Source organism: Neptunomonas sp. ABH4_499, from assembly GCF_056160565.1.
This window is the reverse complement of sequence record NZ_JBSWXK010000003.1, coordinates 194,151-216,839: the sequence shown is the minus strand read 5'-3', so window position 1 is coordinate 216,839 and position 22,689 is coordinate 194,151. Positions and strand designations below refer to the sequence as shown.

Annotated in this window: 25 protein-coding genes; 19 read left to right on the top strand and 6 right to left on the bottom strand. The window is 46.7% G+C overall.

What is annotated here, in order from left to right:
- The 6 genes from urtC to ACXAF9_RS04330 all read left to right on the top strand — a co-directional run bounded on the left by urtC (window position 1) and on the right by ACXAF9_RS04330 (window position 4,357).
- A complete protein-coding gene (gene urtC / locus ACXAF9_RS04355) occupies window positions 1-1,089 on the top strand; it encodes an urea ABC transporter permease subunit UrtC (protein WP_475070899.1) in 1,089 nt (362 codons plus the stop codon).
- Window positions 1,086-1,925: an urea ABC transporter ATP-binding protein UrtD gene (urtD, locus tag ACXAF9_RS04350; protein WP_475070896.1), complete on the top strand. Its 840-nt coding sequence runs from the start codon at window positions 1,086-1,088 to the stop codon at window positions 1,923-1,925. The genes urtC and urtD overlap by 4 nt, the downstream gene beginning before the upstream one ends.
- A 13-nt stretch (window positions 1,926-1,938) precedes the next feature.
- The gene (urtE, locus tag ACXAF9_RS04345; RefSeq protein WP_475070894.1) at window positions 1,939-2,634 is read left to right on the top strand and encodes an urea ABC transporter ATP-binding subunit UrtE; all 696 of its coding nucleotides are present in this window, start codon (window positions 1,939-1,941) and stop codon (window positions 2,632-2,634) included.
- Window positions 2,631-3,467, top strand: coding sequence for an urease accessory protein UreD (locus ACXAF9_RS04340; RefSeq protein WP_475070891.1), 837 nt, complete (start codon window positions 2,631-2,633; stop codon window positions 3,465-3,467). Before urtE ends, ACXAF9_RS04340 begins: the two co-directional genes overlap by 4 nt.
- An 84-nt stretch (window positions 3,468-3,551) precedes the next feature.
- Window positions 3,552-3,746, top strand: a complete 195-nt coding sequence (locus ACXAF9_RS04335; RefSeq protein WP_475070889.1) for a hypothetical protein — start codon at window positions 3,552-3,554, stop codon at window positions 3,744-3,746.
- A gap of 8 nt (window positions 3,747-3,754) precedes the next feature.
- Window positions 3,755-4,357, top strand: a complete 603-nt coding sequence (locus ACXAF9_RS04330) for a DUF2971 domain-containing protein (RefSeq protein WP_475070886.1) — start codon at window positions 3,755-3,757, stop codon at window positions 4,355-4,357.
- Between the two features lie 520 nt (window positions 4,358-4,877).
- On the opposite strand, the gene ACXAF9_RS04325 is transcribed toward ACXAF9_RS04330, so the two are convergent.
- Window positions 4,878-5,540, bottom strand: a complete 663-nt coding sequence (locus ACXAF9_RS04325) for a hypothetical protein (protein ID WP_475070882.1) — start codon at window positions 5,538-5,540, stop codon at window positions 4,878-4,880.
- A 185-nt stretch (window positions 5,541-5,725) separates the two neighbouring features.
- Between ACXAF9_RS04325 and luxS the strand changes: the two genes are divergently transcribed.
- Window positions 5,726-6,238, top strand: coding sequence for an S-ribosylhomocysteine lyase (gene luxS / locus ACXAF9_RS04320; protein ID WP_475070880.1), 513 nt, complete (start codon window positions 5,726-5,728; stop codon window positions 6,236-6,238).
- 405 nt (window positions 6,239-6,643) lie between these two features.
- On the opposite strand, the gene ACXAF9_RS04315 is transcribed toward luxS, so the two are convergent.
- From ACXAF9_RS04315 to ACXAF9_RS04295, 5 genes are all read right to left on the bottom strand, one after another.
- Entirely contained in the window at window positions 6,644-7,519 is an 876-nt protein-coding gene (locus tag ACXAF9_RS04315; RefSeq protein WP_475070877.1) for a hypothetical protein, read from the bottom strand.
- 71 nt (window positions 7,520-7,590) lie between these two features.
- Window positions 7,591-8,451: a hypothetical protein gene (locus ACXAF9_RS04310; RefSeq protein ID WP_475070874.1), complete on the bottom strand. Its 861-nt coding sequence runs from the start codon at window positions 8,449-8,451 to the stop codon at window positions 7,591-7,593.
- A complete protein-coding gene (locus tag ACXAF9_RS04305) occupies window positions 8,448-10,361 on the bottom strand; it encodes a hypothetical protein (RefSeq protein WP_475070871.1) in 1,914 nt (637 codons plus the stop codon). Before ACXAF9_RS04305 ends, ACXAF9_RS04310 begins: the two co-directional genes overlap by 4 nt.
- Window positions 10,297-11,472, bottom strand: a complete 1,176-nt coding sequence (locus ACXAF9_RS04300; RefSeq protein WP_475070869.1) for a toxin VasX — start codon at window positions 11,470-11,472, stop codon at window positions 10,297-10,299. The genes ACXAF9_RS04305 and ACXAF9_RS04300 overlap by 65 nt, the downstream gene beginning before the upstream one ends.
- Window positions 11,473-11,565: 93 nt before the next feature.
- Entirely contained in the window at window positions 11,566-12,093 is a 528-nt protein-coding gene (locus tag ACXAF9_RS04295) for a hypothetical protein (protein ID WP_475070867.1), read from the bottom strand.
- Window positions 12,094-12,351: 258 nt separating this feature from the next.
- On the opposite strand from ACXAF9_RS04295, the gene ACXAF9_RS04290 reads away from it, so the two are divergent.
- The 12 genes from ACXAF9_RS04290 to ureG all read left to right on the top strand — a co-directional run bounded on the left by ACXAF9_RS04290 (window position 12,352) and on the right by ureG (window position 22,538).
- Complete coding sequence (locus ACXAF9_RS04290) at window positions 12,352-15,153, top strand: monovalent cation/H+ antiporter subunit A (RefSeq protein ID WP_475070866.1); 2,802 nt, start codon at window positions 12,352-12,354, stop codon at window positions 15,151-15,153.
- Entirely contained in the window at window positions 15,153-15,512 is a 360-nt protein-coding gene (locus tag ACXAF9_RS04285; protein WP_475070864.1) for a Na+/H+ antiporter subunit C, read from the top strand. Before ACXAF9_RS04290 ends, ACXAF9_RS04285 begins: the two co-directional genes overlap by 1 nt.
- Window positions 15,509-17,032 (top strand): monovalent cation/H+ antiporter subunit D, encoded by a 1,524-nt coding sequence (locus ACXAF9_RS04280; protein WP_475070862.1) that lies wholly within the window; start codon window positions 15,509-15,511, stop codon window positions 17,030-17,032. Before ACXAF9_RS04285 ends, ACXAF9_RS04280 begins: the two co-directional genes overlap by 4 nt.
- On the top strand, window positions 17,032-17,520 hold the full coding sequence (locus ACXAF9_RS04275) for a Na+/H+ antiporter subunit E (protein WP_475070859.1): 489 nt from the start codon (window positions 17,032-17,034) through the stop codon (window positions 17,518-17,520). The genes ACXAF9_RS04280 and ACXAF9_RS04275 overlap by 1 nt, the downstream gene beginning before the upstream one ends.
- Window positions 17,514-17,783: a K+/H+ antiporter subunit F gene (locus ACXAF9_RS04270; RefSeq protein WP_475070857.1), complete on the top strand. Its 270-nt coding sequence runs from the start codon at window positions 17,514-17,516 to the stop codon at window positions 17,781-17,783. Before ACXAF9_RS04275 ends, ACXAF9_RS04270 begins: the two co-directional genes overlap by 7 nt.
- Window positions 17,784-17,792: 9 nt before the next feature.
- Complete coding sequence (locus tag ACXAF9_RS04265) at window positions 17,793-18,164, top strand: Na+/H+ antiporter subunit G (RefSeq protein ID WP_475070854.1); 372 nt, start codon at window positions 17,793-17,795, stop codon at window positions 18,162-18,164.
- Between the two features lie 229 nt (window positions 18,165-18,393).
- On the top strand, window positions 18,394-18,696 hold the full coding sequence (gene ureA, locus ACXAF9_RS04260; RefSeq protein WP_475070852.1) for an urease subunit gamma: 303 nt from the start codon (window positions 18,394-18,396) through the stop codon (window positions 18,694-18,696).
- A gap of 12 nt (window positions 18,697-18,708) precedes the next feature.
- On the top strand, window positions 18,709-19,014 hold the full coding sequence (locus ACXAF9_RS04255; protein WP_475071126.1) for an urease subunit beta: 306 nt from the start codon (window positions 18,709-18,711) through the stop codon (window positions 19,012-19,014).
- A gap of 11 nt (window positions 19,015-19,025) precedes the next feature.
- Window positions 19,026-20,729, top strand: coding sequence for an urease subunit alpha (ureC, locus tag ACXAF9_RS04250; protein WP_475070850.1), 1,704 nt, complete (start codon window positions 19,026-19,028; stop codon window positions 20,727-20,729).
- Between the two features lie 21 nt (window positions 20,730-20,750).
- Entirely contained in the window at window positions 20,751-21,245 is a 495-nt protein-coding gene (ureE, locus tag ACXAF9_RS04245) for an urease accessory protein UreE (protein ID WP_475070847.1), read from the top strand.
- On the top strand, window positions 21,223-21,897 hold the full coding sequence (locus tag ACXAF9_RS04240) for an urease accessory protein UreF (RefSeq protein ID WP_475070845.1): 675 nt from the start codon (window positions 21,223-21,225) through the stop codon (window positions 21,895-21,897). The genes ureE and ACXAF9_RS04240 overlap by 23 nt, the downstream gene beginning before the upstream one ends.
- A gap of 17 nt (window positions 21,898-21,914) precedes the next feature.
- The gene (gene ureG, locus ACXAF9_RS04235; RefSeq protein ID WP_475070843.1) at window positions 21,915-22,538 is read left to right on the top strand and encodes an urease accessory protein UreG; all 624 of its coding nucleotides are present in this window, start codon (window positions 21,915-21,917) and stop codon (window positions 22,536-22,538) included.
- Window positions 22,539-22,689 lie beyond the last annotated feature (151 nt).

The window sequence follows — 22,689 nt, the reverse complement described above, 5'->3', positions numbered from 1 at the left end:
ATGAGACTACTGACTGTTTTGCAGAACGACCGTGGTGGTCAGATTGTCCTTTCGCTGGTGCTTGCGATGGCGATCATCGTACCGATTTTAAATTTAGCCGTGCCAGAGGGCAGTGCGTTTCATGTTCCAACCTACACCGTAACGCTGTTGGGTAAATACCTGACTTTGGCTTTATTAGCCGTCGCGGTGGATCTGGTGTGGGGGTATCTGGGCATCTTAACCCTAGGCCACGCCGCGTTTTTTGCGCTCGGTGGCTATGCGATGGGTATGTACCTGATGCGCCAAATTGGGGATCGCGGTGTCTACGGTAACCCTGAGCTTCCGGACTTTATGGTGTTCCTTAACTGGCAGGAGCTGCCGTGGTTCTGGATGGGGTTTGATCAGTTCTGGTTTGCCGCAATCATGATCGCTTTAGTGCCTGGGTTGTTAGCCTTTGTGTTTGGCTGGTTGGCGTTTCGCTCTCGCGTGTCGGGGGTGTATCTCTCGATCATCACTCAAGCCCTAACCTATGCCTTGATGTTGGCGTTCTACCGCAACGAGATGGGCTTTGGCGGTAACAATGGCCTCACAGACTTTAAAGACCTGCTCGGTTTCTCGCTTCAAGAGGATACGACTCGGGTCGGGTTGTTTGTGGCTTCGGCCTTAGCGTTGATTATCGGTTATCTGATCTGCCGTTACTTGATGAATGCGCGTCTTGGTCGTGTGTGCGTGGCGGTACGTGATGCCGAATCCCGTGCCCGCTTTATGGGGTATCGGGTCGAGAATGTGAAACTCTGGATCTTTACCATCTCCGCCATTTTGGCCGGTATTGCAGGCGCTTTGTATGTCCCGCAAGTGGGGATCATCAACCCCAATGAGTTCTCGCCGCTTAACTCGATTGAAGTGGTGGTGTGGGTCGCAGTGGGTGGTCGAGCCACCTTGTTTGGTGCCATTGTGGGGGCGTTGTTCATCAACTACGCCAAAACCTACTTTACCGCCGAACTGCCGGATGTGTGGCTGTTCGCGCTTGGCGGAATCTTTGTCCTTGTCACTCTGTTTATGCCCAAAGGCATTGTTGGCTTACTCAGTCGTAAGGAGGCAACCGCATGAGTATTCGATCATCCCTCGCGTCATTTACGGATCGGGATCAGGTTTATTCGTTTGCGATGCCAAAGCACACCGAACGCCTGAATGTGGATAAAAATATCCTCCTGTATCTGGAAGGCATCTCGGTCAGCTTCGATGGTTTTAAAGCGATTAACGACCTTAACTTGTACATCAACGATGGCGAGCTGCGCTGCATCATCGGGCCAAATGGCGCAGGCAAAACCACAATGATGGACATCATCACCGGTAAAACCAAACCTGATTCAGGCTCGGCCTGGTTTGGGCAGACCATCAATTTGCTGGAGATGGATGAACCCGCCATCGCTCAAGCCGGTATCGGGCGTAAATTCCAAAAGCCCACGGTGTTTGAAGCCTTAACCGTTTGGCAAAACTTAGAGTTGGCGATGGCGAATGATCGCAAGGTGATGACGTTGATCTATGCTTCGCTTAATCAGGAGCAAAGCGATCGGCTGATGAGCACCATTGAGCTGATCGGTTTAAAAGAGCACGCCAAAACCATGGCTGGACAGCTCTCGCATGGTCAAAAGCAGTGGCTGGAGATCGGGATGCTGTTGATGCAGCAACCGCGATTATTGCTGGTGGATGAGCCAGTCGCAGGCATGACCCACCAAGAGATGGACCGCACCGCGGAGCTGTTAATCTCGCTGGCGGGGCAACACTCGGTTGTGGTGGTCGAGCATGATATGGACTTTGTTCGAAGTCTGGCTGGTAAAGACCGTACCGTTACAGTGCTACACCAAGGCAGTGTTCTGTCCGAGGGCAGTATGGATAAGGTGCAGAACGATCCTAAAGTGATCGAAGTGTATTTGGGCGAGTAGGGCTGAGGTAGCTATGTTAACAATTGAAGGTTTGAATCAGTTTTACGGCCAAAGCCACACCTTATGGGATGTGGATCTCACCATCGAGGCGGGCAAATGCACGGTCTTAATGGGCCGTAATGGGGTGGGCAAAACCACCTTGTTGCAATGCATTATGGGGCATAACCCGATCAAGAGCGGCTCCATGACACTGGATGGGCAAAACTTGGGCAGTGCTTCCGTTGAAGATCGGCCTCGCATGGGCGTCGGGTACGTGCCGCAAGGTCGGCAAATTTTTCCTCTATTAAGCGTGCAGGAAAACTTAGAGATCGGTTTGCCGATCCGTAAGCGGGGCGATCGACAGATCCCCGAATACATATTTGAGCTTTTTCCTGTGCTAAAGGAGATGCTACATCGTCGCGGTGGGGATTTGTCCGGCGGTCAGCAACAGCAGTTGGCCATAGGGCGTGCGCTGGTGGTGGAGCCTAAATTGCTGATCCTTGATGAGCCGACCGAAGGGATTCAGCCCAATGTTGTCTCCGAAATTGGTGATATCATTCGTAAACTCAATCAAGACTTAGGTTTAACCGTATTGCTGGTTGAGCAAAAGCTGCCCTTTGCACGCAAAGTGGGGGATCGCTTCTGTATACTGGATCGCGGTCGCCCTGTCGCGAAAGGCAACATGGATGAGCTAAACGACACCCTAGTAAAAGAGTATCTAACGGTATGAATGCACGTGTGGCACCGGAAACCGGCTGGAAAGCGGAGCTGAACCTTGGTTACCAATCTCGCCAAGGCAAAACAAAATTAATCGATCGTATACAGCGCGGGCCGCTGGCCGTACAACGCCCTCTGTACCCAGAGGGGCCGGTTTGCCACACCTATTTACTGCATCCGCCAGGTGGTGTAGTTGGCGGTGATCAACTTAAAATCCAAGTGAACGTTGCCGATGGCGCGCACGCTATGATCACGACACCCGGTGCGACCAAGTTCTATCGCTCCGAAGGCAAATGGGCGTATCAACAACAAACTCTCAAAGTGGCTAATGGCGCGACTTTGGAGTGGTTCCCGCAAGAGAATATCGCCTTTCCAGGGGCTCATGGAAAAATCCACACCCGCATCGAACTGGGCGCGGATAGTCGCTTTATGGGCTGGGAGATTCAGTGCCTAGGCCGTCCCGCCATTGAAGAGGGGTTCGACCATGGTCATCTGCATACCGGATTGGAAGTGCTCATCGATGGCCGGTTGGCCCTGCTCGATCATCTGATCACCGATGGCGACAGCATGGTAAAAGCCGCTGCTGGTCTTAAAGGCCATGCCATGGCCGCCACCTTTATCGCAGGCCCCATCCCAGAAGCGCATTTAGACACTGCGCGTGCCGTATTAGAAGCGTTTGACCCAGCCATACCCGTTGGTGCGACTTGGATGGGTGATCTACTGGTGATTCGTATGCTGGGCAATAACACCGAGCAGATCCAACAAGTGCTGATCCCCGTCTGGAAAGCACTGCGCAGCCAATGGTGGAATATTGAGCCCTGCCCGCCGAGAATTTGGGCGACTTAAGCTATTTTAGTTAAAAGGTAATTGTAAGTTAGGGTGATGTATGCTTTCTTTTTGAATATTATTTAATTTTGAAATAGAAAAATTATGAAAGGTATTGAAATGTTTGATGCTTTAGAAATCTATCTTGAAGAAATAAAAAAGGTGCTTGACGAAAATCCTTGTCCTGAGTGTAAAAAGTTTAGCGTAGCTAAAATTGATAATAACGAAGTTGTTCTGACTCACTGTTGTGAACGTCAAGAGAAAATTATTGATGATAAGTTGGGTTTCTCTAATTTTTAGGTGATTTGATGCTTTATGTACGCGATCAAGATAAGTATGTGTACCACTACACTTCGGCTGATACAGCTATTCAGTTTATATTAGAGAATAAAAATTTAAGATTATCTTCGTTTAAGAATACAAACGATCCTAGGGAATTTAAAGATTGGGATTTTGTTCCTTGTACATATAAGGGTAGTGATCTTGATGCTTTCGATGAGAAAAATATATCACTTCAGCTATCTTCTAGGCTAAAGGATTGTGCAAAATTATTGTGTTTTTCCTCGGATAAAAACGGTCTTGAAGGGAATTATATTAAAGATTTGTTTCTGAGAGGGTTTTGTAAACCAAGAATGTGGGCACAGTATGCTAATCTTCACAAAGGAGTATGTTTGGTTTTTGAAAAAAACAAAATTATAGAGGAAGCAAAAAGACAGTTCTCTAATCTGGGAACTGTTGTTTATGGTTGCGTAGATTATTCTGACAATCTGGCTCTTCCCACCTTTGGTGCTGTGAATAAAAAGAATGATTGTTTTTCGGTAGATGTCGATTCCTTAAGTATGTTAGGGATGGAAGATTTTTCTAGACAACACTTTTATGATTATCATAATCAGCTTTTCTTTGAAAAATGACTGATTGGTCTAACGAGAGCGAGTGGAGGTTGGTGGTCTATTCAAAGGATAATGGAGATAAATACCTTCAATACGGTTCATCATTGGTTGGAGTTTTTTTTGGAGAGAGTATAAGTGATGAAGATATAGCTAGAGTGAAAAAGTTAACTCCGGGTTTGAAGTCGCATAAATTAGAGTGGCGAAATAGTAGTCCTCTTATTTGCTTTATAGACTCTTAGATTATGATGTGTTTTTTTAGGTTTTCTATGTGAGATAAGCTATAAATAGAACGGCTGAAAATAAAATTAATGTGATTTTTTCTATAGTTTTTTTTGATTTTCTATACAATAATAAAGAAATTAAAATGTATGGAAAAATCAAAATGTAAGAAAGTATTTTTGAATTAGATGTTTGATCGGAAATTATCTCCGCTCCCATATCATTAGACCAACTGTAAGGTTCGCTGTTGAGTAGATATGTCGTTAGAATAATAGCCAGAAGGATAATGTATGAGATCCCTTTGGTCAGAAAGTTACCCATTTTATTTTCCTAATAAGCGAACAAATCTAGGCCAATATTTGACAATAAAGTTGCCGTAGCTTGTGTTTTGTTTGATTTTATCTAAAGACAGTCCAGACCCTCGATTGTATCTGGCTCCAATGATCTTGATGTCATCGTCTGAGAAGGGTCTTGTTAAACCATCCACTTGCGATAGTTGGTCTAGATGTTGGGCAACAGTGGCAATGTTAAACGTATCTTTTTCTAAGCAATTCGAAAGTTCTCTCATCTCAGAAGTACTTAGTTCACGAGGGTCTACTCCAAGAGTTTCCGCAGCAGTTCTTACTTGCATACTTACAGAGCCGAAAGACGTCTTTTCCGGTCTGCGTGTCAGAGTAAAGTGCCTATCAATATAGTCTGAGCCGCTCCAGTCAAACGCTCTTACTTCAAATGCTACTCTATCTATGAAGGTAGGATCACCGGCAACCTCAATCCAACAAACGCCAGCTAAAAGTGGGGCGGGTAAGTCAAACTCTTTTGCATAGGATTGTATTTTAGATTTGTTGTGTATGACCCAAGCGTCTTTGAAGTTTTGAATATAAGCTATTTTCCCACCAAACCGCGCAGGTAAAACTTTCCACTTAAAAACATCAATAATGCCCCATTTGGGGTACTCGGCCTCGTTGGTGCTGCATTGAAAACTCATGTGATCTCTTCCTTGATTACATATAAAATCCAGATTGCTGCTAAAACTTAAACAAATGCTGTAGCGTTTGCAATCAACTTTGCGTGTTTTTGCGGCTATTCATGCCTTCCAATTTCCCGTCAAAACGCCCAAAATTAGCCCATTACAGCAAAATCAAAGTAGCAAGCTAATTGGAGAACACACTCATGCCATTGCTAGATAGCTTTCGGGTAGACCACACACGCATGCATGCCCCTGCGGTACGTGTAGCTAAAACCATGGAAACTCCAAAAGGCGATACGATCACCGTTTTTGATCTGCGCTTTTGCGTACCGAACGAAGAGATCCTGTCTGAAAAGGGCATCCACACGTTGGAGCACTTGTTTGCAGGCTTTATGCGTGACCACCTAAACGGTAACGGTGTCGAGATCATCGATATCTCCCCAATGGGTTGTCGTACTGGGTTTTACATGAGCTTGATCGGTACGCCAGATGAGACGCGTGTGGCAGAAAGCTGGAAAGCGGCAATGCAAGACGTGTTGGCGGTAGCGGCCAAAGAAGATATTCCGGAGCTGAACGAGTATCAGTGCGGCACTTACACGATGCACTCGCTTGAAGAAGCAAAAGAGATTGCCCAAAACATCATTGGTCGTGGCGTTCAGGTCAACAGCAACAAAGAGCTGTACCTAAGCGAAGAGTTTTTGGCTGAGCATTCGTAAAACCGCCAAACATCTATCTATATGTAGCGTAAACATAAAGCCCGCTTACTCAATGCGGGCTTTTTGTGCGCATCGAATCCGCTTTTGCGGTGACTCCTGCTCGGTTGCGATCTACAAAGCGATAGAGCGGCGGGGTGTTTGGCAGGGATTAAAGCGCCTGTGGCCAAAATCTGCGAAAGCTGCTGCGGTGGCTTTATTTTGGCCCGAAAAAGTACCGGGTTTTGGCAGTGTATTTGATCGGGTTATTGGAAAGAAGAGAAATGAACGCACAGAGCCTGAGTTTGGTCCGTGCGTAAAGGGTGTTTTTCAGGGGTGACTAGTTAAGGAAGCTGCGAATAAATCCTCCACTCGACAACCACGAATAATTAAATCCTTTACTTTCAATAAGATATTTTGGCTGAATGCTTACGGAAATGGCTTATTCGCAGCTTCCCTAGAGGATTCTTGTTTATTCAATTTTATAAATTCATCAACCCGATCCAATGTTTCCTTTGTGCGTGTGATATCTTTTGTCTGTCTTAGCGATAATTCAAAAAACTTTCTAATAAAATCAAGCCCATCATTGTTGAGTTTGATTGTATTTAATTTCTCTTTAGTCAGTTTTCCTCTCCAGAAGCTATAAATTAATCTCAATACTTTAGGGCCATAGGTAGAGTCTAAATCTTGAATAGGTATGCTTCCGCAGCGAAAAGGGTGAAAGTATTCTCGATTTCTCTCGGAGGCCAAATATAACGTAAAGTTATAGTGAGCACTGTTGCTGCTCTTGAATTTTAAACCATCACCTTTTAATAGGTAATCTATTTCTGAAGGGTTGATTATACCGATATAAAGATCTTTTCGATAAACTGTGAAAACTGCATTTCTTTCTCGATCATAAACTATAGGCTGGCTTCTTGGGATTAAAAGAAACACTATAGGTAGCGATGGTGCTAGTAGAAACAAAAATAAAAAAGCAAAAATATTAAGAATTGTTGTTGAAATAGGCCTTTTTAATTGTCGGTTCTCTCTGTAAAATTCTATGTCTTCTGCTGTTGCTTGTTTATTATCAGTCGCTAATATTATACTGCTTATTTCTCCATCAGATGCTCCCTTAATCTGTTGAAAGCTATCTTTAAATTCTCTGGTGTAGTTTTTTAATGACAGTCCGTGAGCCGCCGCTGTAGCTATCACCATTGAGACAAATAAAATAAGTATATTCAATTTGTGATGTTGGTTTAGGCCGTTTTTTAAGATTAATTGGTTTTTATTAATATCTATGATTAGGTTGTTTCTATTGTGCATTCTCTAAGCTTTCGTGGTTTTTGGTTGTCTGGATATCATGTGTAGCATAGTTTGTTGATATCCTTATGGGTCTAGATTTTTCTGGAGGATTCTTGTTTATTTGATTTTATAAATTCATCAACCCGATCCAATGTTTCTTTTGTGCGTGTAATATCTTTTGTTCGTCTTAGCGATAATTCAAAAAACGTTCTAATAAAATCAAGCCCATCATTGTTGAGTTTGATTGTGTTTAATTTCTCTTTAGTCAGTTTTCCTTCCCAGAATCTATAGAGTAACCTCAAGACTTTAGAACCATAGGTGGAATCTAAATCTTGAATAGGTATACTTCCGCAGCGAAATGGGTGGAAATATTCTCGATTTTTCTCGGAGGCCAAATACAGAGTAAAGTTATAGTGAATGCTGTTGCTGGTCTTAAATTTTAAGCCATCACCCTTTAGTAGGTAATCTGTCTCTGATGGGTTGATTATACCGATATAAAGATCTTTTCTATAAACTGTGAAAACTACATTTCTTTCTCGATCATAAACTATAGGCTGGCTTCTTGGAATTAAAAGAAACACTATAGGTAACGATGGTGCAAGCAAAAACAAAAATAAAAAAGAAAAAAAATTAAGAATTGTGGTTGATATAGGTTTTTTTAGTAGCCGGTTCTCTCTGTAAAATTCTATGTCTTCGGCGGTTGCTTGTTTGTCATCGGTAGCTAATATTACAAACCTTATTTCACTATCAGAAGCTCCTCTGATTCTTTGAAGACTACTGGCGAAGCCTTTTGTGTAGTTCTGTAAAGAAAATTCATGAGCTGCTGCAGTGGTTAAGATCACTGCTATGAATAGAATAAGTATATTTAATTTATGATGTTGGTTTAGGCCATTTTTTAAGATTAATTGGCTTTTATTAATATCTATGATTAGGTTTCTGTTTAGGGTTTTCATTTGAATGTTACGGTCTCTTTGTACGAACCATTTGGGATTCTTGGTAGTTCTACGATTACCTTGTGGTACGAATTTACATCCATTTCCAGTTCGTCCGTGTTCGTGTGTAAAGTGACAATTCCATTGTCTGTGAGTTGCGGTATGATTTTAAGTTTACATTCCAATGGTATTTCTAATTCCGTAAAATTTACTTTAACTTTTTTGTATGAGTACGCTGATATTTTGAGAGAGTTAAGAACTTCTTCTGTAGTGATTTTTTCGCAATTTATTTCTATTTTTTCTGGGCACTGCATTTTTTTTGTAACAGAAAAATTTGAGGTGATATCAATAAATTCAAGTTTTTCTGTTTCTAAAGATTTCTTTAGGTTGTCTAATAATGATGCTTGTTGGGATTTTGGTATTTTTGCTAAATCTTCTTTGGGTATGATATCCTCTATATTTTTTCGAGTATTTATTTTCTTTAAGATATCAATTAGATCTTCGATTTTGAACTCGTCTCTGTTTTCTAGGCATAGATAATCTGATGATGTACCCCAAAAAGAATTTCTTATCCATGTGTCTTTATCGTCATCAGCGAAAAGGTTAATGATAGAGCCGATGACAACCAATGCTAAAGCAACCATAAAGCCTGTCGATGAAATTGCACTCCATAGTAAAAAACCACTGCCAATAAAGGTTAACGAATTCCCGATAAGTCCAGTCCAATCGGATTTGTAGTAAGATTCAAACGCAGAGAATAGAGATAGAATAACACCGATAATGCCTAGCCATTTTATTGCCAGTCTGGTGTATTTTCTAGCTTTTGAAATGTTTACCAGTTTCCCTTTTTCAGGAGTAAGCAGTTCGAGCCACTCCTCATCCATGGTCTTTGGGAGTCTTTTAATATATTTTTCAATTAGGCTTCTTTTGTTAAATATCTTGGTGGCGGCGTCAGCTATAAGCTCGTTCTTTGATATTGAACTTGTATATAAATAATCATTTATTGAAAAAACAGAACTAAACGCGTCAGAAAAAGCTTTAGCTAGTTTGCTACGAGGGTCGTTTATATATTCACCGTACTTAGAGTAGTATCGATTCGGGCTATCAAAGTTGCTGAGCGTGTCGTATAGAGATAGAAAGGCAAGTGTTGTCCCTAGATAGGTAGCTGCACCGTCCCATTTTATTTTTGTGCGGTGATTTCTAAGGCTAGTATCATTGATTGTGAAGTCTGCTTTTAATTGATAAGCTCGAAATTTACCTCTGTTTTCTGATTCAGGATACTTTTTAACTTTATTGAGTTCGACCGATATAGATCCTGGCCTTTCGTAAGCAATTGTTCTTGCTTTATCTAAGGGGAAATCACCTTTCTTTATCATATGTTCAAATCTACGCCGAGGAATACTCTCTGATTCAAAATCAGATGAGCTTTTCTCAGTGAAAATTTCTATTACATTTGATAGGTGAAGGTTGCTCCTGTCCGCTATGCCTGGTGGATGGTTTTTAATTGACTTTATGTATTGGTAAGCCCCTTGTTTACCAATGATTTGACTCATGCATTCGATTGAAACTGGAAACCTAGTGGATATAGTGCCAGCGCTTAGGCTTGCTCTAATAAAACCTTTAAGACCACTGCTTAAGAAAGATAACGCTGTTTTTATGTTGGTTAAGCTAAGAATGCTGGAATCAGCTTCATCATCTTTTTCAACTTCTTCGAATAGACGTTGAATGTAATGAGAGCCAGGGGCATTTTCTGGAAGATGTTGTAAAGATCTGAAGAAAATGTCTATATAAAATAGAGTATAGTTTTTAAGCGCTTCGCCTTGCGAGTCTGATGTCTTTTTCTTTAAGTGAGTGTATAGGAAATAGTTAGTCCCTATCGATTGTCTTTCTTGGTTTAGCGCTAAGCTTTTTATGAAGTACTTGTTTGTCATTATCTAATGACTCTAATTCTGCCTTTAATTTAGGATAGTAGGTGTCATATTCATATCGTAGTGGTGGAGTCAATATGGTTGGAATGTTTTCTCGTTTTGTTTTGTCGATCCAAGGCGTTTCGTCACGACCGTTAGGGTGGGTGGTTGGTGTATATTTGTACTTAGAATCCCCTTTTTGTAAATCTTCGATCATTTTTCCAGTAATGATGGCGTGCTGGTGATCGTCATAAAATTTTACGTAAATTGAGTTGTAGTATTCTATATAAGAGTTTAGGTCTAAACTTTCACCTATAGGGTCAAATAAGCCAACAATATAGTGTTCATTTAATTTTTTTGTTTTCTGTATAAAACTTTTATCAGCCTTGGTGCAAAGTGTATGTCTTACTAAGTTTTCAGCATAGAAGTTTTCTTCTTTTTCGCTAAATACTCTGCTTACACTTGTTAAAAAACCTATTGATGCAGTGTGTCCTTTAGGAGCATTCAAGTCGACATCGGTCATTATCTGACTTCTTAGTTGACTGTCCTCTTCAATATCTTTAAACAGTTGCTCTGGCCAGCGTTCTTCACAATAAGCGATTGAGAACTTAGATTGATCTTTCTTAAGGTAGATAAACTCACTGGCTTGATCAGTTTTCTTCCAGTTTTGGTCAACGATGTATTCCGTGAAGCTGTAAGGCAGTACAGCGGTTTGCCTTTCTGATTTTAAGGATGGCCCATTGTCATCATCAACATCTGTAAAGAAATAGAATACTAACCAGTCGTTGTTGCTGGTAAGGATATAAACGTATCCTTGTCTAAGTCTTAGAACTTCATAGTCGTTATGGCAAAAGAGTTGGCTCGGCGGTTCAAAAGCTTGAGCGGCCTCTTGCATACTGTTCAAACCATCTAAGCTTAACGTGTATCTTAAAGGCAAGATCGCTAAACAATCATTTTCAGGTGGCGGAGTGTATACTGAACATCCTTTACCCATACTTGTGAAGCCCGGTTCAGTTACCTCTGGCTTTCCTGCTGGGGTTGCCTTGGGTATCGAAATAGACTGGCATTGTTTAATGCTAGGGCTCTGCATTACGTTGTTCAATGCTTCTTGATGGCTTGGTTTTTTCGCAGACATAGCTGGCTATCTTCCTTGAATCACTTTGCAGTATCCTTACTGCATTAATTTCGGCCTACTTTATACCTTTTGAGCGCTTATTTCGACCCTAGCTCAAGCACTCTCCGACACCCCATGACACTTCGCGTACGCGCGAATCCACGTGGCTTGAATGATGCGCGCGTCGGATGAAGCGCGGTGGCGTTGGAGTTTGAGTTCTTCAATGACATTTGCTTTGGTGGCATCCCAGATGTCGATCATGCCTTCAGTCATGATCATCTCAATGGGGGATAGGTGAAACGTTGGGCTGATTCGCGCTTCGTTAAACAGCTTTCGGCACCAACTGGAATCGACGGCCCAGCCATCACTGAAAACGGTGCGGCCTGACAGTCGAGCATTCAGCTCCTGTGCAACGATTCTGACCGGTCGCCCCCGCTTTACGAGCAGTTCCCTTCGTAGGCCGTGAACGTGTTCTGCTTCTTGTGACCAGTGCGCCCAATGATCGAGGGGTTTGATCAGCGAGCAATACAGATGCGCACTGTTCTCAAAATACCCTACTTCGATCGGGTAGCTCTGATCGCTAAAGCCCGATGCCTCAAAGTCCATGATGATCGGTGGTTTTTGAACATGGTAATAAAGCATTGAGATCAATTCCTTATTCTTCTTTATTACGGTCTATATTAGTTATCGGCAATGTAAAAATGAGTTTGAGTGTTTTTTGTACAAAATAGTGGGAATTCCCGCATCTGAAATCTTTTTGCAAAAAATATTCCTAAAATAAGGATTGCTTGAAAGATGGGCGGCACTTTTTTAGCATGTAGACCTCTGTTAATTAACGTAAAGTCAGTCATCAGAGTCCAACACAGATTGATGTGGTAACAAACGAGTGGAAATGAACGAATGGAGCTGTTAGTCATCTTATTGTTGCCGCTGTTCGGCAGTCTTGTACCGCTATGGGCAGGGCAATTTAACCGAAGCGTGTGTGCCGCGTTAACCGCGATTGCGCCGCTGGCGGCTTTGGGGCTGTTGCTCGGCCATGCTGGCGAGATCATCGACGGTGCGGTTCTCTCATCCCACTACGAGTGGATACCCGAGGTAGGGCTGGATCTCTCCTTTCGGATCGATGCTCTGGCGTTTCTGTTTCTGCTGCTGATCTTCGGGATTGGCGCACTGGTCATTCTTTACGCCCGTTATTACCTCTCGCCCAATGACTCCATGGGGCGTTTTTACTGCTTCTTGATGATGTTCATGACCGCGATGGTCGGCATTGTCTCCTCCGGTAACTTGTTGCAGATGTGGCTCTTTTGGGAGCTGACCAGTATCAGCTCCTTCCTGTTGATCAGTTTCTGGAATGATAAGAGCGATGCGCGTAAAGGCGCACGTATGGCCTTAACCGTGACCGGTGCAGGTGGCTTATGTCTGTTAGCCGGTGTGTTGATGATCGGTGCTGTGGTGGGCAGTTTTGATCTGCAAACGGTGCTCTCAAGTGGAGATACACTGCGCGAATCTGGCCTATACCCATACCTTCTGGTGCTGGTGCTGTTGGGTGCCTTTACCAAGTCTGCTCAGTTCCCGTTTCACTTCTGGTTGCCACAAGCGATGTCGGCGCCAACGCCCGTCAGTGCGTATCTGCACTCGGCGACCATGGTTAAAGCCGGTATCTTCCTGTTGGCGCGATTTTATCCGGTGCTTTCCGGTACCGAGATGTGGTTCTTGATCGTAACGCTGACCGGTCTATGTACCTTGTTAGTGGGTGCTTACATAGCGCTCTTTAAGCATGATTTAAAGGGGCTGCTAGCGTATTCGACGATCAGTCATTTAGGCTTAATCACTCTGTTGTTTGGTTTGGATACACGTCTTGCAACCGTTGCGGCTATTTTCCACATCATTAACCACGCCACGTTTAAAGCGTCTCTCTTTATGGCGGCCGGTATCATCGATCACGAATCCGGCTCGCGTGATATGCGCCAGCTAAATGGTTTGTGGAAATACATGCCCTACACGGCCACCTTGGCGATCATTGCAGCCTTGGCGATGGCGGGGGTGCCGCTGTTGAACGGTTTCTTATCCAAAGAGATGTTTTTCGCTGAAACTCTCGATCAAGGAACGTTAGGCTCTCTTTCTTGGATTATTCCGATTCTGGCAACCCTTGGAGCCTTATTCTCAGTCGCATACTCATTGCGCTTTGTGCATGATGTGTTCTTCAACGGGGAACCGGTCAACTTACCTAAAACGCCTCACGAGCCGCCACGCTACATGAAGCTTCCGGTCGAGGTCTTGGTGGCGTGCTGTTTGATGGTGGGTATTATTCCGGGTTACACCATTAACGAATTACTGAGTGCCGCATCATCGTCCTCACTGCAGGGGCCTGTGCCGTATTACAGTTTGGCCATTTGGCACGGATTTAACTTGCCGCTGCTGATGAGTTTTGTGGCCATGTTGGGTGGCTTTTTCATCTACTACAACCGTAAAACCCTGTTCCATTTCCACATGCAGTTCCCGGAGCCGGACTCTAAAAAAGTGTTCGAGGCTTGGATGCAACGTATCGTGAAAGGCTGTGCCTATGTGCATAAACGCCTAGAAAACGGATCTTTACAGCGCTACATGGTGTTTGTGCTGCTGGCGACCTTTGCCGTCAGTGTAGGGCCTTTAACCTTGCTGACAAGTGCATCGGGCTTGCGCCCTGAAACGCCTTTGGATGCAGCGTCCGTTACGGCGGCTGTCATTATGATGATGGGAGCGGCGGCAACCGTGATATGGCACCGTAAACGTCTGATCTCGCTACTGATGCTCTCGGTTGTGGGCTTGATCGTTTCGATCGCCTTTGCACGTTATTCGGCACCAGACCTTGCGCTGACTCAATTAGCGGTAGAGGTAGTGACCGTTATTTTGCTGATGTTGGCGCTGTTTTTCTTGCCCCAGCAAACCCCGAAAGAGTCCACGCCTCGTCGTTTGGTGCGGGATATCTCCATCGCTTCTTTGATCGGCGGTATTGTTGGCACAGTCAACTACGCCTTGATGACCCGACCGCTTGAAACCATGTCGGACTTCTTTACCGCCAACAGTAAAACCGGTGGTGGCGGTACCAACGTGGTTAACGTGATTCTGGTCGACTTCCGTGGCTTTGACACCCTAGGTGAGATCACCGTATTGGGCATTGCGGCCTTAGGTATCTACAAACTGATCGTCCGTATGCGCCTCTTCATGCCATCGGGCGACGAATACGGCCGTCACTGGAGCACCGATACCCACCCAATGGTCTTGTCGGTTATCTCCCAGATTCTATTGCCGTTGGCGATACTGGTATCGATCTACATCTTCTTACGCGGCCATAACGAACCCGGTGGCGGCTTTATCGCAGGCTTGGTGACATCGGTGGCGATCATTCAGCAATACGTAGCGAACGGTGTGAGTTTCATGAAAGAACGCCTTCGTGTGAACTACATCTGGGTGATTGGCTGCGGTTTGTTAATCGCTTTGGCAACGGGCGTTGGCAGCTGGTACTTCGAGCGTCCGTTTATGACCACCTGGTTTGATTACTTCAAACTGCCGTGGGTCGGTAAGTTCGAGCTGGCCAGTGCGATGTTGTTTGATTTGGGCGTGTACCTGACGGTGGTCGGTGCAACCATGCTGATTTTGGCGAACTTGGGCTCGCTGACCACCACAGACCGTCTTGGCCAGAAAGAGTTGGAGAAACTGTAATGGAGCTGGTGTATTCCTTTTGTGTAGGGGTGTTAACCACCTGCGGTATTTTTCTGACCTTGCGGGCGCGGACCTTCCCAGTAGTGATGGGACTCACCATGTTGTCGTACGCCGTTAACTTGTTCTTGTTCTCAAGCGGCCGCCTGACCTTGAACGGTGCGGCGGTGTTGGGCCAATCCGAGAATTACGCAGACCCGTTACCGCAAGCCTTGGTTCTAACGGCGATTGTTATCGGTTTTGCGATGACCGCTTTTGCCGTCATCTTGGCGATGCGTGCGCGTGCTGATTTGGGTAATGACCACGTGGATGGTCGCGAAAACGGAGATGATCAATTGGCTGATAAGGATCGCTTACGATGATGTCACATTTGCCGATTCTGCCGGTTTTAATTCCGATGCTGGCGGCTATTTTGATGCTGCTGCCGCCCTTTGCATCCTCTACTGAGCGCCAGCGCCTATTGGGTGTGGTGACCCTGATTGCGGTGATCATCTGTGCAGTGCAGATGCTGAAAATCGCCGATACCGGGACACTCACGGTGTATCAACTGGGCGATTGGCAGCCACCGTTTGGCATCGTCCTGATCGTCGATCGCTTGTCCGCCATGATGGTGACCTTAACGGCGTTACTGGCCTTTGGTGCGATGATCTATGCGGCGGCCGGTGAAGATCGTAAAGGGATGTTCTTTTACCCACTCTTTATGTTCCAGGTGATGGGGGTTGTTGGGGCCTTCCTAACCGGCGATATCTTCAACCTGTTCGTATTCTTCGAGGTGCTGTTGATCGCCTCGTACGCCTTGTTGATTCACGGTGGCGGTAAGCAGAAAACCCAAGCCAGTGTGCATTACTTGATGCTTAACTTGGTGGGTTCATCGCTCTTTTTGATCGCACTGGGGATTTTGTACGGTACTCTGGGTACGCTCAACATGGCTGATATGGCCTTGAAAGTGCGTAACCTACCCGAAGCTGAGCAACACTTGACCCGCATTGGCGCGTTAATGTTGTTGGTGGTGTTTGGTCTTAAGTCGGCGATGTTCCCATTGCACTTTTGGCTGGCACGTACCTATGCCAGCGCGTCGGCACCGATTGCCGCTATTTTTGCCATCATGACCAAGGTGGGGATCTACAGCATATTGCGCGTCCATGTGGTGATGTTTGGTGATGGCGCTGGCGAACTTGCTAACTTGGTTCAACCTTGGATCTGGCCTGCGGCTGTACTTACGCTGTTAATGGGTACCTTGGGTGCGTTGGCGAGCCAATCGCTTCGCCAGTTGGTGTCCTATCTTGTGATCATCTCGGTAGGGACTCTCCTGTGTGCCATCGCGGTTAATACGCCTGAGTCTTCGGCCGCTGCACTCTATTACTTAGTGCACTCGACGTTTGTTTCGGGGGCTTTGTTCCTGATCGCTGATGCCATCGCAGGTCAACGGGGTAAAGCGACCGATCGATTCGTACGTTCTCGTCGGATGCCAAACCCTCTGCCATTGGGGATCGCCTTTATGGTGGCGGCGCTGTCGATTACGGGTCTTCCGCCGTTTTCTGGGTTTGTGGGTAAAATTTGGGTGCTGCAAAGTGCCGAAACGCAAACCGCGATGATCTGGGTATGGCCATCCATCCTCATCGCCAGTTTGATGAGCGTGGTTGCGGCCTCGCGAGCGGGCTCAACGTTATTTTGGCGCGTCAGTAATGATCGTCACGAGGCGGAGCCCGTCGGTTCCGCCCGTATGGTTGGCATCTGGGCCTTATTGTTGGCATCCCCGCTATTGGTGGCGTTAGGTGGTCCTGTAGCTGAATATATGTCTCAGACGGCGGTGCAGCTGCGTCAATTAGGGATTCAGCCTGAATTGCTGTTACCTGTTGCACCCAATCAGGAGGGCTTGTAATGCGCTGGATATTTCCAATGCCAACCACTACTGTGGTGCTGTTCATTGTTTGGTTGCTGCTTAACCAATCCGTATCGCCTGGGCATTTGGTGCTGGCTACCTTGTTTGCGATCACCATCCCGTGGTTAGTGAGCGGTTTAACTGAGGATCAAACCCGCATTCGCCGACCGTTCAAAGCGATATTGTTCATCCTTAAAGTGTTCAAAGACATTGTGGTGGCCAACATACAGGTGGCGATTCAAGTCATCGGCCCAATGCGCTTTTTGCAACCTCGGTTTATGGCGGTTCCCTTGGATATTAAGGGTGATTTCCCGATTACGGTTTTAGCCAGCACCATCTCTCTTACACCAGGTACACTCAGTGCCGAGGTGTCAGAAGATAAGGCTTGGTTGTACGTTCATGCATTGCATTTAAAGGATGAAACCGCGGCCATTCGTGAAATTAAAAAGCGCTACGAAGCCCCGCTGATGGAGATTTTCGGATGCTAAAACTCAGTTTGATGATCGGCATCGGTATGGTGATGTTCGCTTTGGTGTTAACCCTGTATCGCCTATTTAAAGGGCCGGATAAATCCGACCGGATTTTGGCGTTGGATACCTTATACATCAACAGCATCGCCCTGATTTTATTGTTTGGTTTGGCAATGGGCACAGCGCTCTATTTTGAGGCGGCTTTGTTGATTGCTATGTTGGGCTTTGTCAGTACGGCGGCTCTGTGTAAATACTTGCTTCGCGGCGATATCATCGAATAGGACTGACTGATGCCATATTGGATTGAAATTGTAATTTCGGCCTTGATCATCGCCGGTAGCACGTTTGTGTTGCTTGGAGCGATTGGTTTGGTGCGATTACCTGACTTTTACATGCGACTGCACGCACCTACAAAAGCGACCACGCTGGGTATGGGGTGTATCTTGCTGGCTTCTATGATTCTAACGACGGTCACAACCGATGGCGTTGGAACCCACGAGATGCTGATCACCATCTTCTTATTCATCACGGCACCGGTCTCGGCGATGATGATGGCCAAAACCGCGTTGCACTACAATGTGAAGATTTTAAAAGGTTCCTTAAACCGCCGCTTACTCGATACGGCTAAGCACCGCGCACCACCGCCGGAAGCGAAAGATTGATTGCTCTTTTTTGGTGCGCATGAATCCCTAATTTGGACATAAGCACCAAAATAGAACATCAGCAGTGTCGGCAAAAAATTAGATTGTATACAAAGCCCCATTAACTGGGGCTTTTTTGTGCCCGATCAAAACGTATCTCTGGTATGTTCTTTGCTGTTTAGGTTACTAATTACATAGGCTATATCGACAAATAGCGACTTAATGATCAGGTTTAGGAGGCCCAACTTCGATGGAACTGTCCCCGCGCGAGAAAGACAAGTTACTGCTCTTTACGGCTGCGTTGCTGGCCGAACGACGAAAGGATCGAGGGCTTAAGCTCAACTACCCCGAGGCGATGGCCTACATCAGTGCGGCCATTTTAGAGGGCGCGCGCGATGGTCGTACCGTTGCTGAGTTAATGGATTACGGCCGCACCTTGCTCGGTGCTGATGATGTGATGGACGGCGTGGCCGAGATGATCCACGAAGTCCAGGTGGAAGCGACCTTCCCGGATGGCACCAAGCTTGTCACCGTCCATGACCCGATCGTGTAAAGGAGTACTGTGATGATTCCAGGAGAGTTACTGCCCAAAGCCGGAGAGATCGAACTGAACGTTGGCCGCGAAACGGTCAGTGTATCGGTTGCCAATACAGGCGACCGTCCTATCCAGATTGGCTCCCATTACCATTTCTTTGAAGCCAATAACGCGTTGAGTTTTGATAGGGATAAAACCCGCGGTTTCCGATTAAACATCCCCGCGGGTACGGCTGTGCGATTTGAACCCGGTCAAAGCCGAACCGTCGAGCTTGTGGCCTACGCTGGTGAGCGAGAAGTATTTGGATTCCAAGGCAAGATAATGGGCCCACTGTAAAGGAGATAGTCATGGTTACGATTACGCGACAAGCGTATGCAGAGATGTTTGGCCCAACCACGGGAGACCGACTGCGTCTTGCCGATACCGAGCTGATTCTGGAAGTGGAACGCGATTACACCACGTACGGCGATGAGGTTAAATTTGGTGGTGGCAAAGTCATTCGTGATGGCCAAGGACAGAGCCAAAGTGTCAGTGCCGAGACGGTCGATTTGGTCATTACCAATGCTTTGATTGTTGATCATTGGGGTATCGTTAAAGCCGATATCGGCATCAAAGATGGGCGCATTGCAGCCATTGGTAAAGCCGGTAACCCAGGCGTACAGCCCAATGTGAACATCATAGTGGGTCCTGGCACTGAAGTTCTCGCGGGCGAAGGCTCGATTGTGACCGCAGGCGGTATCGATGCGCACATCCACTTTATCTGCCCACAGCAGGTTGAAGATGCTTTGATGTCGGGTGTCACCACGATGATTGGTGGCGGCACAGGCCCTGCAACAGGGACTAACGCGACCACATGTACACCGGGGCCTTGGAACATTCATCGTATGCTCCAAGCGGTGGATCATCTACCGATGAACATCGGATTATTGGGTAAAGGGAACGCCAGCCAGCCCGAATCGCTTCGCGAGCAAATTGCCGCAGGTGCGATGGGCTTAAAACTGCACGAGGACTGGGGTACAACGCCTGCCTCCATTGATTGCTGTTTATCCGTTGCTGAAGAGATGGACGTACAGGTTGCCATCCACACCGATACCCTGAACGAATCCGGTTTTGTTGAGGACACCTTGGCCGCCATTGGCGATCGAGTGATTCACACCTATCACACCGAAGGGGCGGGCGGCGGTCATGCTCCGGATATCATCAAAGCGGCAGGTTTAAACAACGTACTGCCATCTTCCACGAATCCAACGCGACCTTACACGGTCAACACCGTTGATGAGCATCTGGATATGTTGATGGTGTGCCACCACTTAGACCCAAGCATTGCCGAAGATGTAGCGTTTGCCGAATCCCGTATTCGCCGTGAAACCATCGCCGCAGAGGATATCCTGCATGACTTAGGCGCGTTCTCGATGATCTCCTCGGATTCGCAAGCGATGGGGCGTGTGGGTGAGGTGATTACCCGAACATGGCAAACCGCGCACAAGATGAAAGTGCAGCGTGGCCCACTCACCTGCGATAACGATCAACACGACAACACTCGTATTAAGCGTTACATCGCCAAATACACGATCAACCCAGCCATAGCGCACGGCGTATCCCACGAAGTAGGGTCCATTGAAGTGGGTAAGTTGGCGGATATCGTGCTTTGGAAGCCGGCCTTCTTTGGCATTAAACCCAGCACCATTTTAAAAGGTGGCATGATTGCGGCAGCGCCGATGGGCGATCCAAACGCGTCCATCCCAACACCACAGCCGGTGCATTACCGCCCCATGTTTGGTGCGATTGGCGGTGCGTGTCACGCAACCTCGATGCTGTTTTTATCCAAAGCGGCCATTGAGGCTAAGATCCCAGAATCTTTAAGCCTTAAGAGCTTAATCGGTGAAGTAAAAGGCTGCCGTACTGTGCGTAAAGCCGACATGATCCATAACGATTATCAGCCCGATATCACCGTAGACCCACAAACCTACGAAGTAAAAGCCGATGGCGTCACGCTTACCTGTGAGCCCGCCACGGAGCTTCCGATGGCACAACGTTACTTCCTGTTTTAGGCATTGGGTGATAAGGATTTTATGAAACAGTTAACACGCATTTTAACGACTGAAACCGCGCATGAGGCAACGCTTTCCTTACCGATCCACAAGCGGATCAAAAGCCGCCTACGCGTCGAGTTGGATAACGGCGAAGAGGCGGGGCTGTTTATCCAGCGTGGCATTACCTTGCGCGGTGGCGACTTGCTGAGCACCGATGATGGTTTTGTTGTAAAGATTGTCTCGGCTGATGAATCGGTATCGACGGTACGTACAGACGATGCCCACCTGCTGACCCGTGTGGCGTATCACCTTGGCAACCGTCATGTGCCGTTAGAAGTCGGTGGCGATTATGTGCGTTACCTACACGATCATGTATTGGATGAGATGGTCGAAGGCCTTGGTGCGCAAGTGATCTGTGAGCAAGCCCCGTTCGAGCCAGAGGCCGGTGCATATGGCGGCAGTCATGGTCACGGGCATTCGCATAATCACGAACACCACAACGCGCACATCCATGAGCACAGTCATGCTGGCTGATCTTCGTTTATATCAACTGATCAGCCCATCGTTACCCATTGGTGCTTTCACTTACTCACAAGGGCTGGAGTGGGCGATCGAAGCTAAATGGGTGAACGATGAAGCTTCGCTTGAGGCGTGGTTGATCAGTGTGATGCAGCACAGTTTGGCCACCCTAGAGTTGCCGATTTTGCTGCGTGTGATGAACAGTTTGGCCAATCAGGACGATAGTGGTCTTTATTGGGTAGAGCGCTTATTAGCCTCGCGCGAGACAAAAGAGCTGCGCAAAGAGGAAAAACAGCGCGGTGCGGCCTTGGCTGCATTACTGCCTAAACTGGATATCCAGATTCCTGAGTTGTGGTGCGAAGCCATCCCTTCCACGCAGGTAGCCGGTTTTGCGTTGGCGGCGAACCAGTTTGAGATAGACCCAACCTCGGCGTGCTCTGGCTATGCGTGGAGCTGGCTCGAAAACGCGGTAATGGCTGGCGTCAAATTGGTGCCCCTTGGACAGACATCCGGTCAGCAACTGTTACTGAGGCTCTCGGGTTCTATTCCAGAGTTAATCGAGCGTGCCATGACCATAGAGGATATGGACATCTGCAGCTCAACACCGGCATTGGCGATTGCCAGTAGCCGACACGAAACACAATACACACGTTTATTCCGCTCATAAGAGCGTAAGGAAAGATCATGAGCGAAGAGTACAAATCACCCCTGCGCATTGGTGTTGGTGGCCCAGTCGGTTCCGGTAAAACGGCTTTGCTAGAAGCCCTCTGTAAAGCGATGCGCGATACCTACAACATTGCCGTCGTCACCAACGACATCTACACCCAAGAAGATGCCAAAATCCTGACCCGCGCCGAAGCGCTGGATGCCGACCGCATCATCGGTGTCGAAACCGGCGGTTGTCCGCACACCGCCATCCGTGAAGATGCCTCCATGAACCTAGCCGCCGTGGAAGAGCTGGCAAAACGCCATAAAACCTTGGACCTTGTGTTTGTCGAAAGCGGCGGCGATAACCTAAGCGCCACCTTTAGCCCAGAGCTTGCGGATTTAACCATCTACGTGATCGATGTGGCCGAAGGCGAGAAAATCCCTCGTAAAGGCGGCCCAGGTATTACCCGTTCGGACTTATTGGTGATCAATAAGATCGATTTGGCTCCGTATGTGGGTGCGGATCTGAATGTGATGGATCAAGACACCAAACGTATGCGCCCAACCTCTCCCTATGTGTTCTCAAATCTAAAAGAGGGGAAAGGCCTACCGGAGATCATCGAGTTTATTGTTAAGCAGGGTATGCTCGACGCGGCTTGATGTCGGTTAATTGGCATTGAGATAAGGCAGCTTCGGCTGCCTTAACTGCACGAAGACATGGCTTGTACATTTACCTGACCAATCGAGGTCGATCTGTCACTTAATCACCACTCTTGTTAGTGGTATCTATTTAAACATACTATCTGTGCAT

Excerpts from the sequence above, each read along its gene's own strand:
- ACXAF9_RS04280 (WP_475070862.1), top strand. The coding sequence starts at position 15,509 with ATGATGTCACATTTGCCGATTCTGCCGGTTTTAATTCCGATGCTGGCG.
- urtE (WP_475070894.1), top strand. The coding sequence starts at position 1,939 with ATGTTAACAATTGAAGGTTTGAATCAGTTTTACGGCCAAAGCCACACC.
- ureA (WP_475070852.1), top strand. The coding sequence starts at position 18,394 with ATGGAACTGTCCCCGCGCGAGAAAGACAAGTTACTGCTCTTTACGGCT.
- ureC (WP_475070850.1), top strand. The coding sequence starts at position 19,026 with ATGGTTACGATTACGCGACAAGCGTATGCAGAGATGTTTGGCCCAACC.
- ACXAF9_RS04295 (WP_475070867.1), bottom strand. The coding sequence starts at position 12,093 with ATGCTTTATTACCATGTTCAAAAACCACCGATCATCATGGACTTTGAG.
- urtC (WP_475070899.1), top strand. The coding sequence starts at position 1 with ATGAGACTACTGACTGTTTTGCAGAACGACCGTGGTGGTCAGATTGTC.
- ACXAF9_RS04275 (WP_475070859.1), top strand. The coding sequence starts at position 17,032 with ATGCGCTGGATATTTCCAATGCCAACCACTACTGTGGTGCTGTTCATT.
- ACXAF9_RS04305 (WP_475070871.1), bottom strand. The coding sequence starts at position 10,361 with ATGACAAACAAGTACTTCATAAAAAGCTTAGCGCTAAACCAAGAAAGA.
- ACXAF9_RS04270 (WP_475070857.1), top strand. The coding sequence starts at position 17,514 with ATGCTAAAACTCAGTTTGATGATCGGCATCGGTATGGTGATGTTCGCT.
- ACXAF9_RS04300 (WP_475070869.1), bottom strand. The coding sequence starts at position 11,472 with ATGTCTGCGAAAAAACCAAGCCATCAAGAAGCATTGAACAACGTAATG.
- ACXAF9_RS04310 (WP_475070874.1), bottom strand. The coding sequence starts at position 8,451 with ATGAAAACCCTAAACAGAAACCTAATCATAGATATTAATAAAAGCCAA.
- ACXAF9_RS04255 (WP_475071126.1), top strand. The coding sequence starts at position 18,709 with ATGATTCCAGGAGAGTTACTGCCCAAAGCCGGAGAGATCGAACTGAAC.
- ACXAF9_RS04265 (WP_475070854.1), top strand. The coding sequence starts at position 17,793 with ATGCCATATTGGATTGAAATTGTAATTTCGGCCTTGATCATCGCCGGT.
- ureE (WP_475070847.1), top strand. The coding sequence starts at position 20,751 with ATGAAACAGTTAACACGCATTTTAACGACTGAAACCGCGCATGAGGCA.
- urtD (WP_475070896.1), top strand. The coding sequence starts at position 1,086 with ATGAGTATTCGATCATCCCTCGCGTCATTTACGGATCGGGATCAGGTT.
- ACXAF9_RS04240 (WP_475070845.1), top strand. The coding sequence starts at position 21,223 with ATGAGCACAGTCATGCTGGCTGATCTTCGTTTATATCAACTGATCAGC.
- ACXAF9_RS04330 (WP_475070886.1), top strand. The coding sequence starts at position 3,755 with ATGCTTTATGTACGCGATCAAGATAAGTATGTGTACCACTACACTTCG.
- ACXAF9_RS04290 (WP_475070866.1), top strand. The coding sequence starts at position 12,352 with ATGGAGCTGTTAGTCATCTTATTGTTGCCGCTGTTCGGCAGTCTTGTA.
- ACXAF9_RS04315 (WP_475070877.1), bottom strand. The coding sequence starts at position 7,519 with ATGCACAATAGAAACAACCTAATCATAGATATTAATAAAAACCAATTA.
- ACXAF9_RS04285 (WP_475070864.1), top strand. The coding sequence starts at position 15,153 with ATGGAGCTGGTGTATTCCTTTTGTGTAGGGGTGTTAACCACCTGCGGT.
- ACXAF9_RS04335 (WP_475070889.1), top strand. The coding sequence starts at position 3,552 with ATGAAAGGTATTGAAATGTTTGATGCTTTAGAAATCTATCTTGAAGAA.
- ACXAF9_RS04340 (WP_475070891.1), top strand. The coding sequence starts at position 2,631 with ATGAATGCACGTGTGGCACCGGAAACCGGCTGGAAAGCGGAGCTGAAC.
- ureG (WP_475070843.1), top strand. The coding sequence starts at position 21,915 with ATGAGCGAAGAGTACAAATCACCCCTGCGCATTGGTGTTGGTGGCCCA.
- ACXAF9_RS04325 (WP_475070882.1), bottom strand. The coding sequence starts at position 5,540 with ATGAGTTTTCAATGCAGCACCAACGAGGCCGAGTACCCCAAATGGGGC.
- luxS (WP_475070880.1), top strand. The coding sequence starts at position 5,726 with ATGCCATTGCTAGATAGCTTTCGGGTAGACCACACACGCATGCATGCC.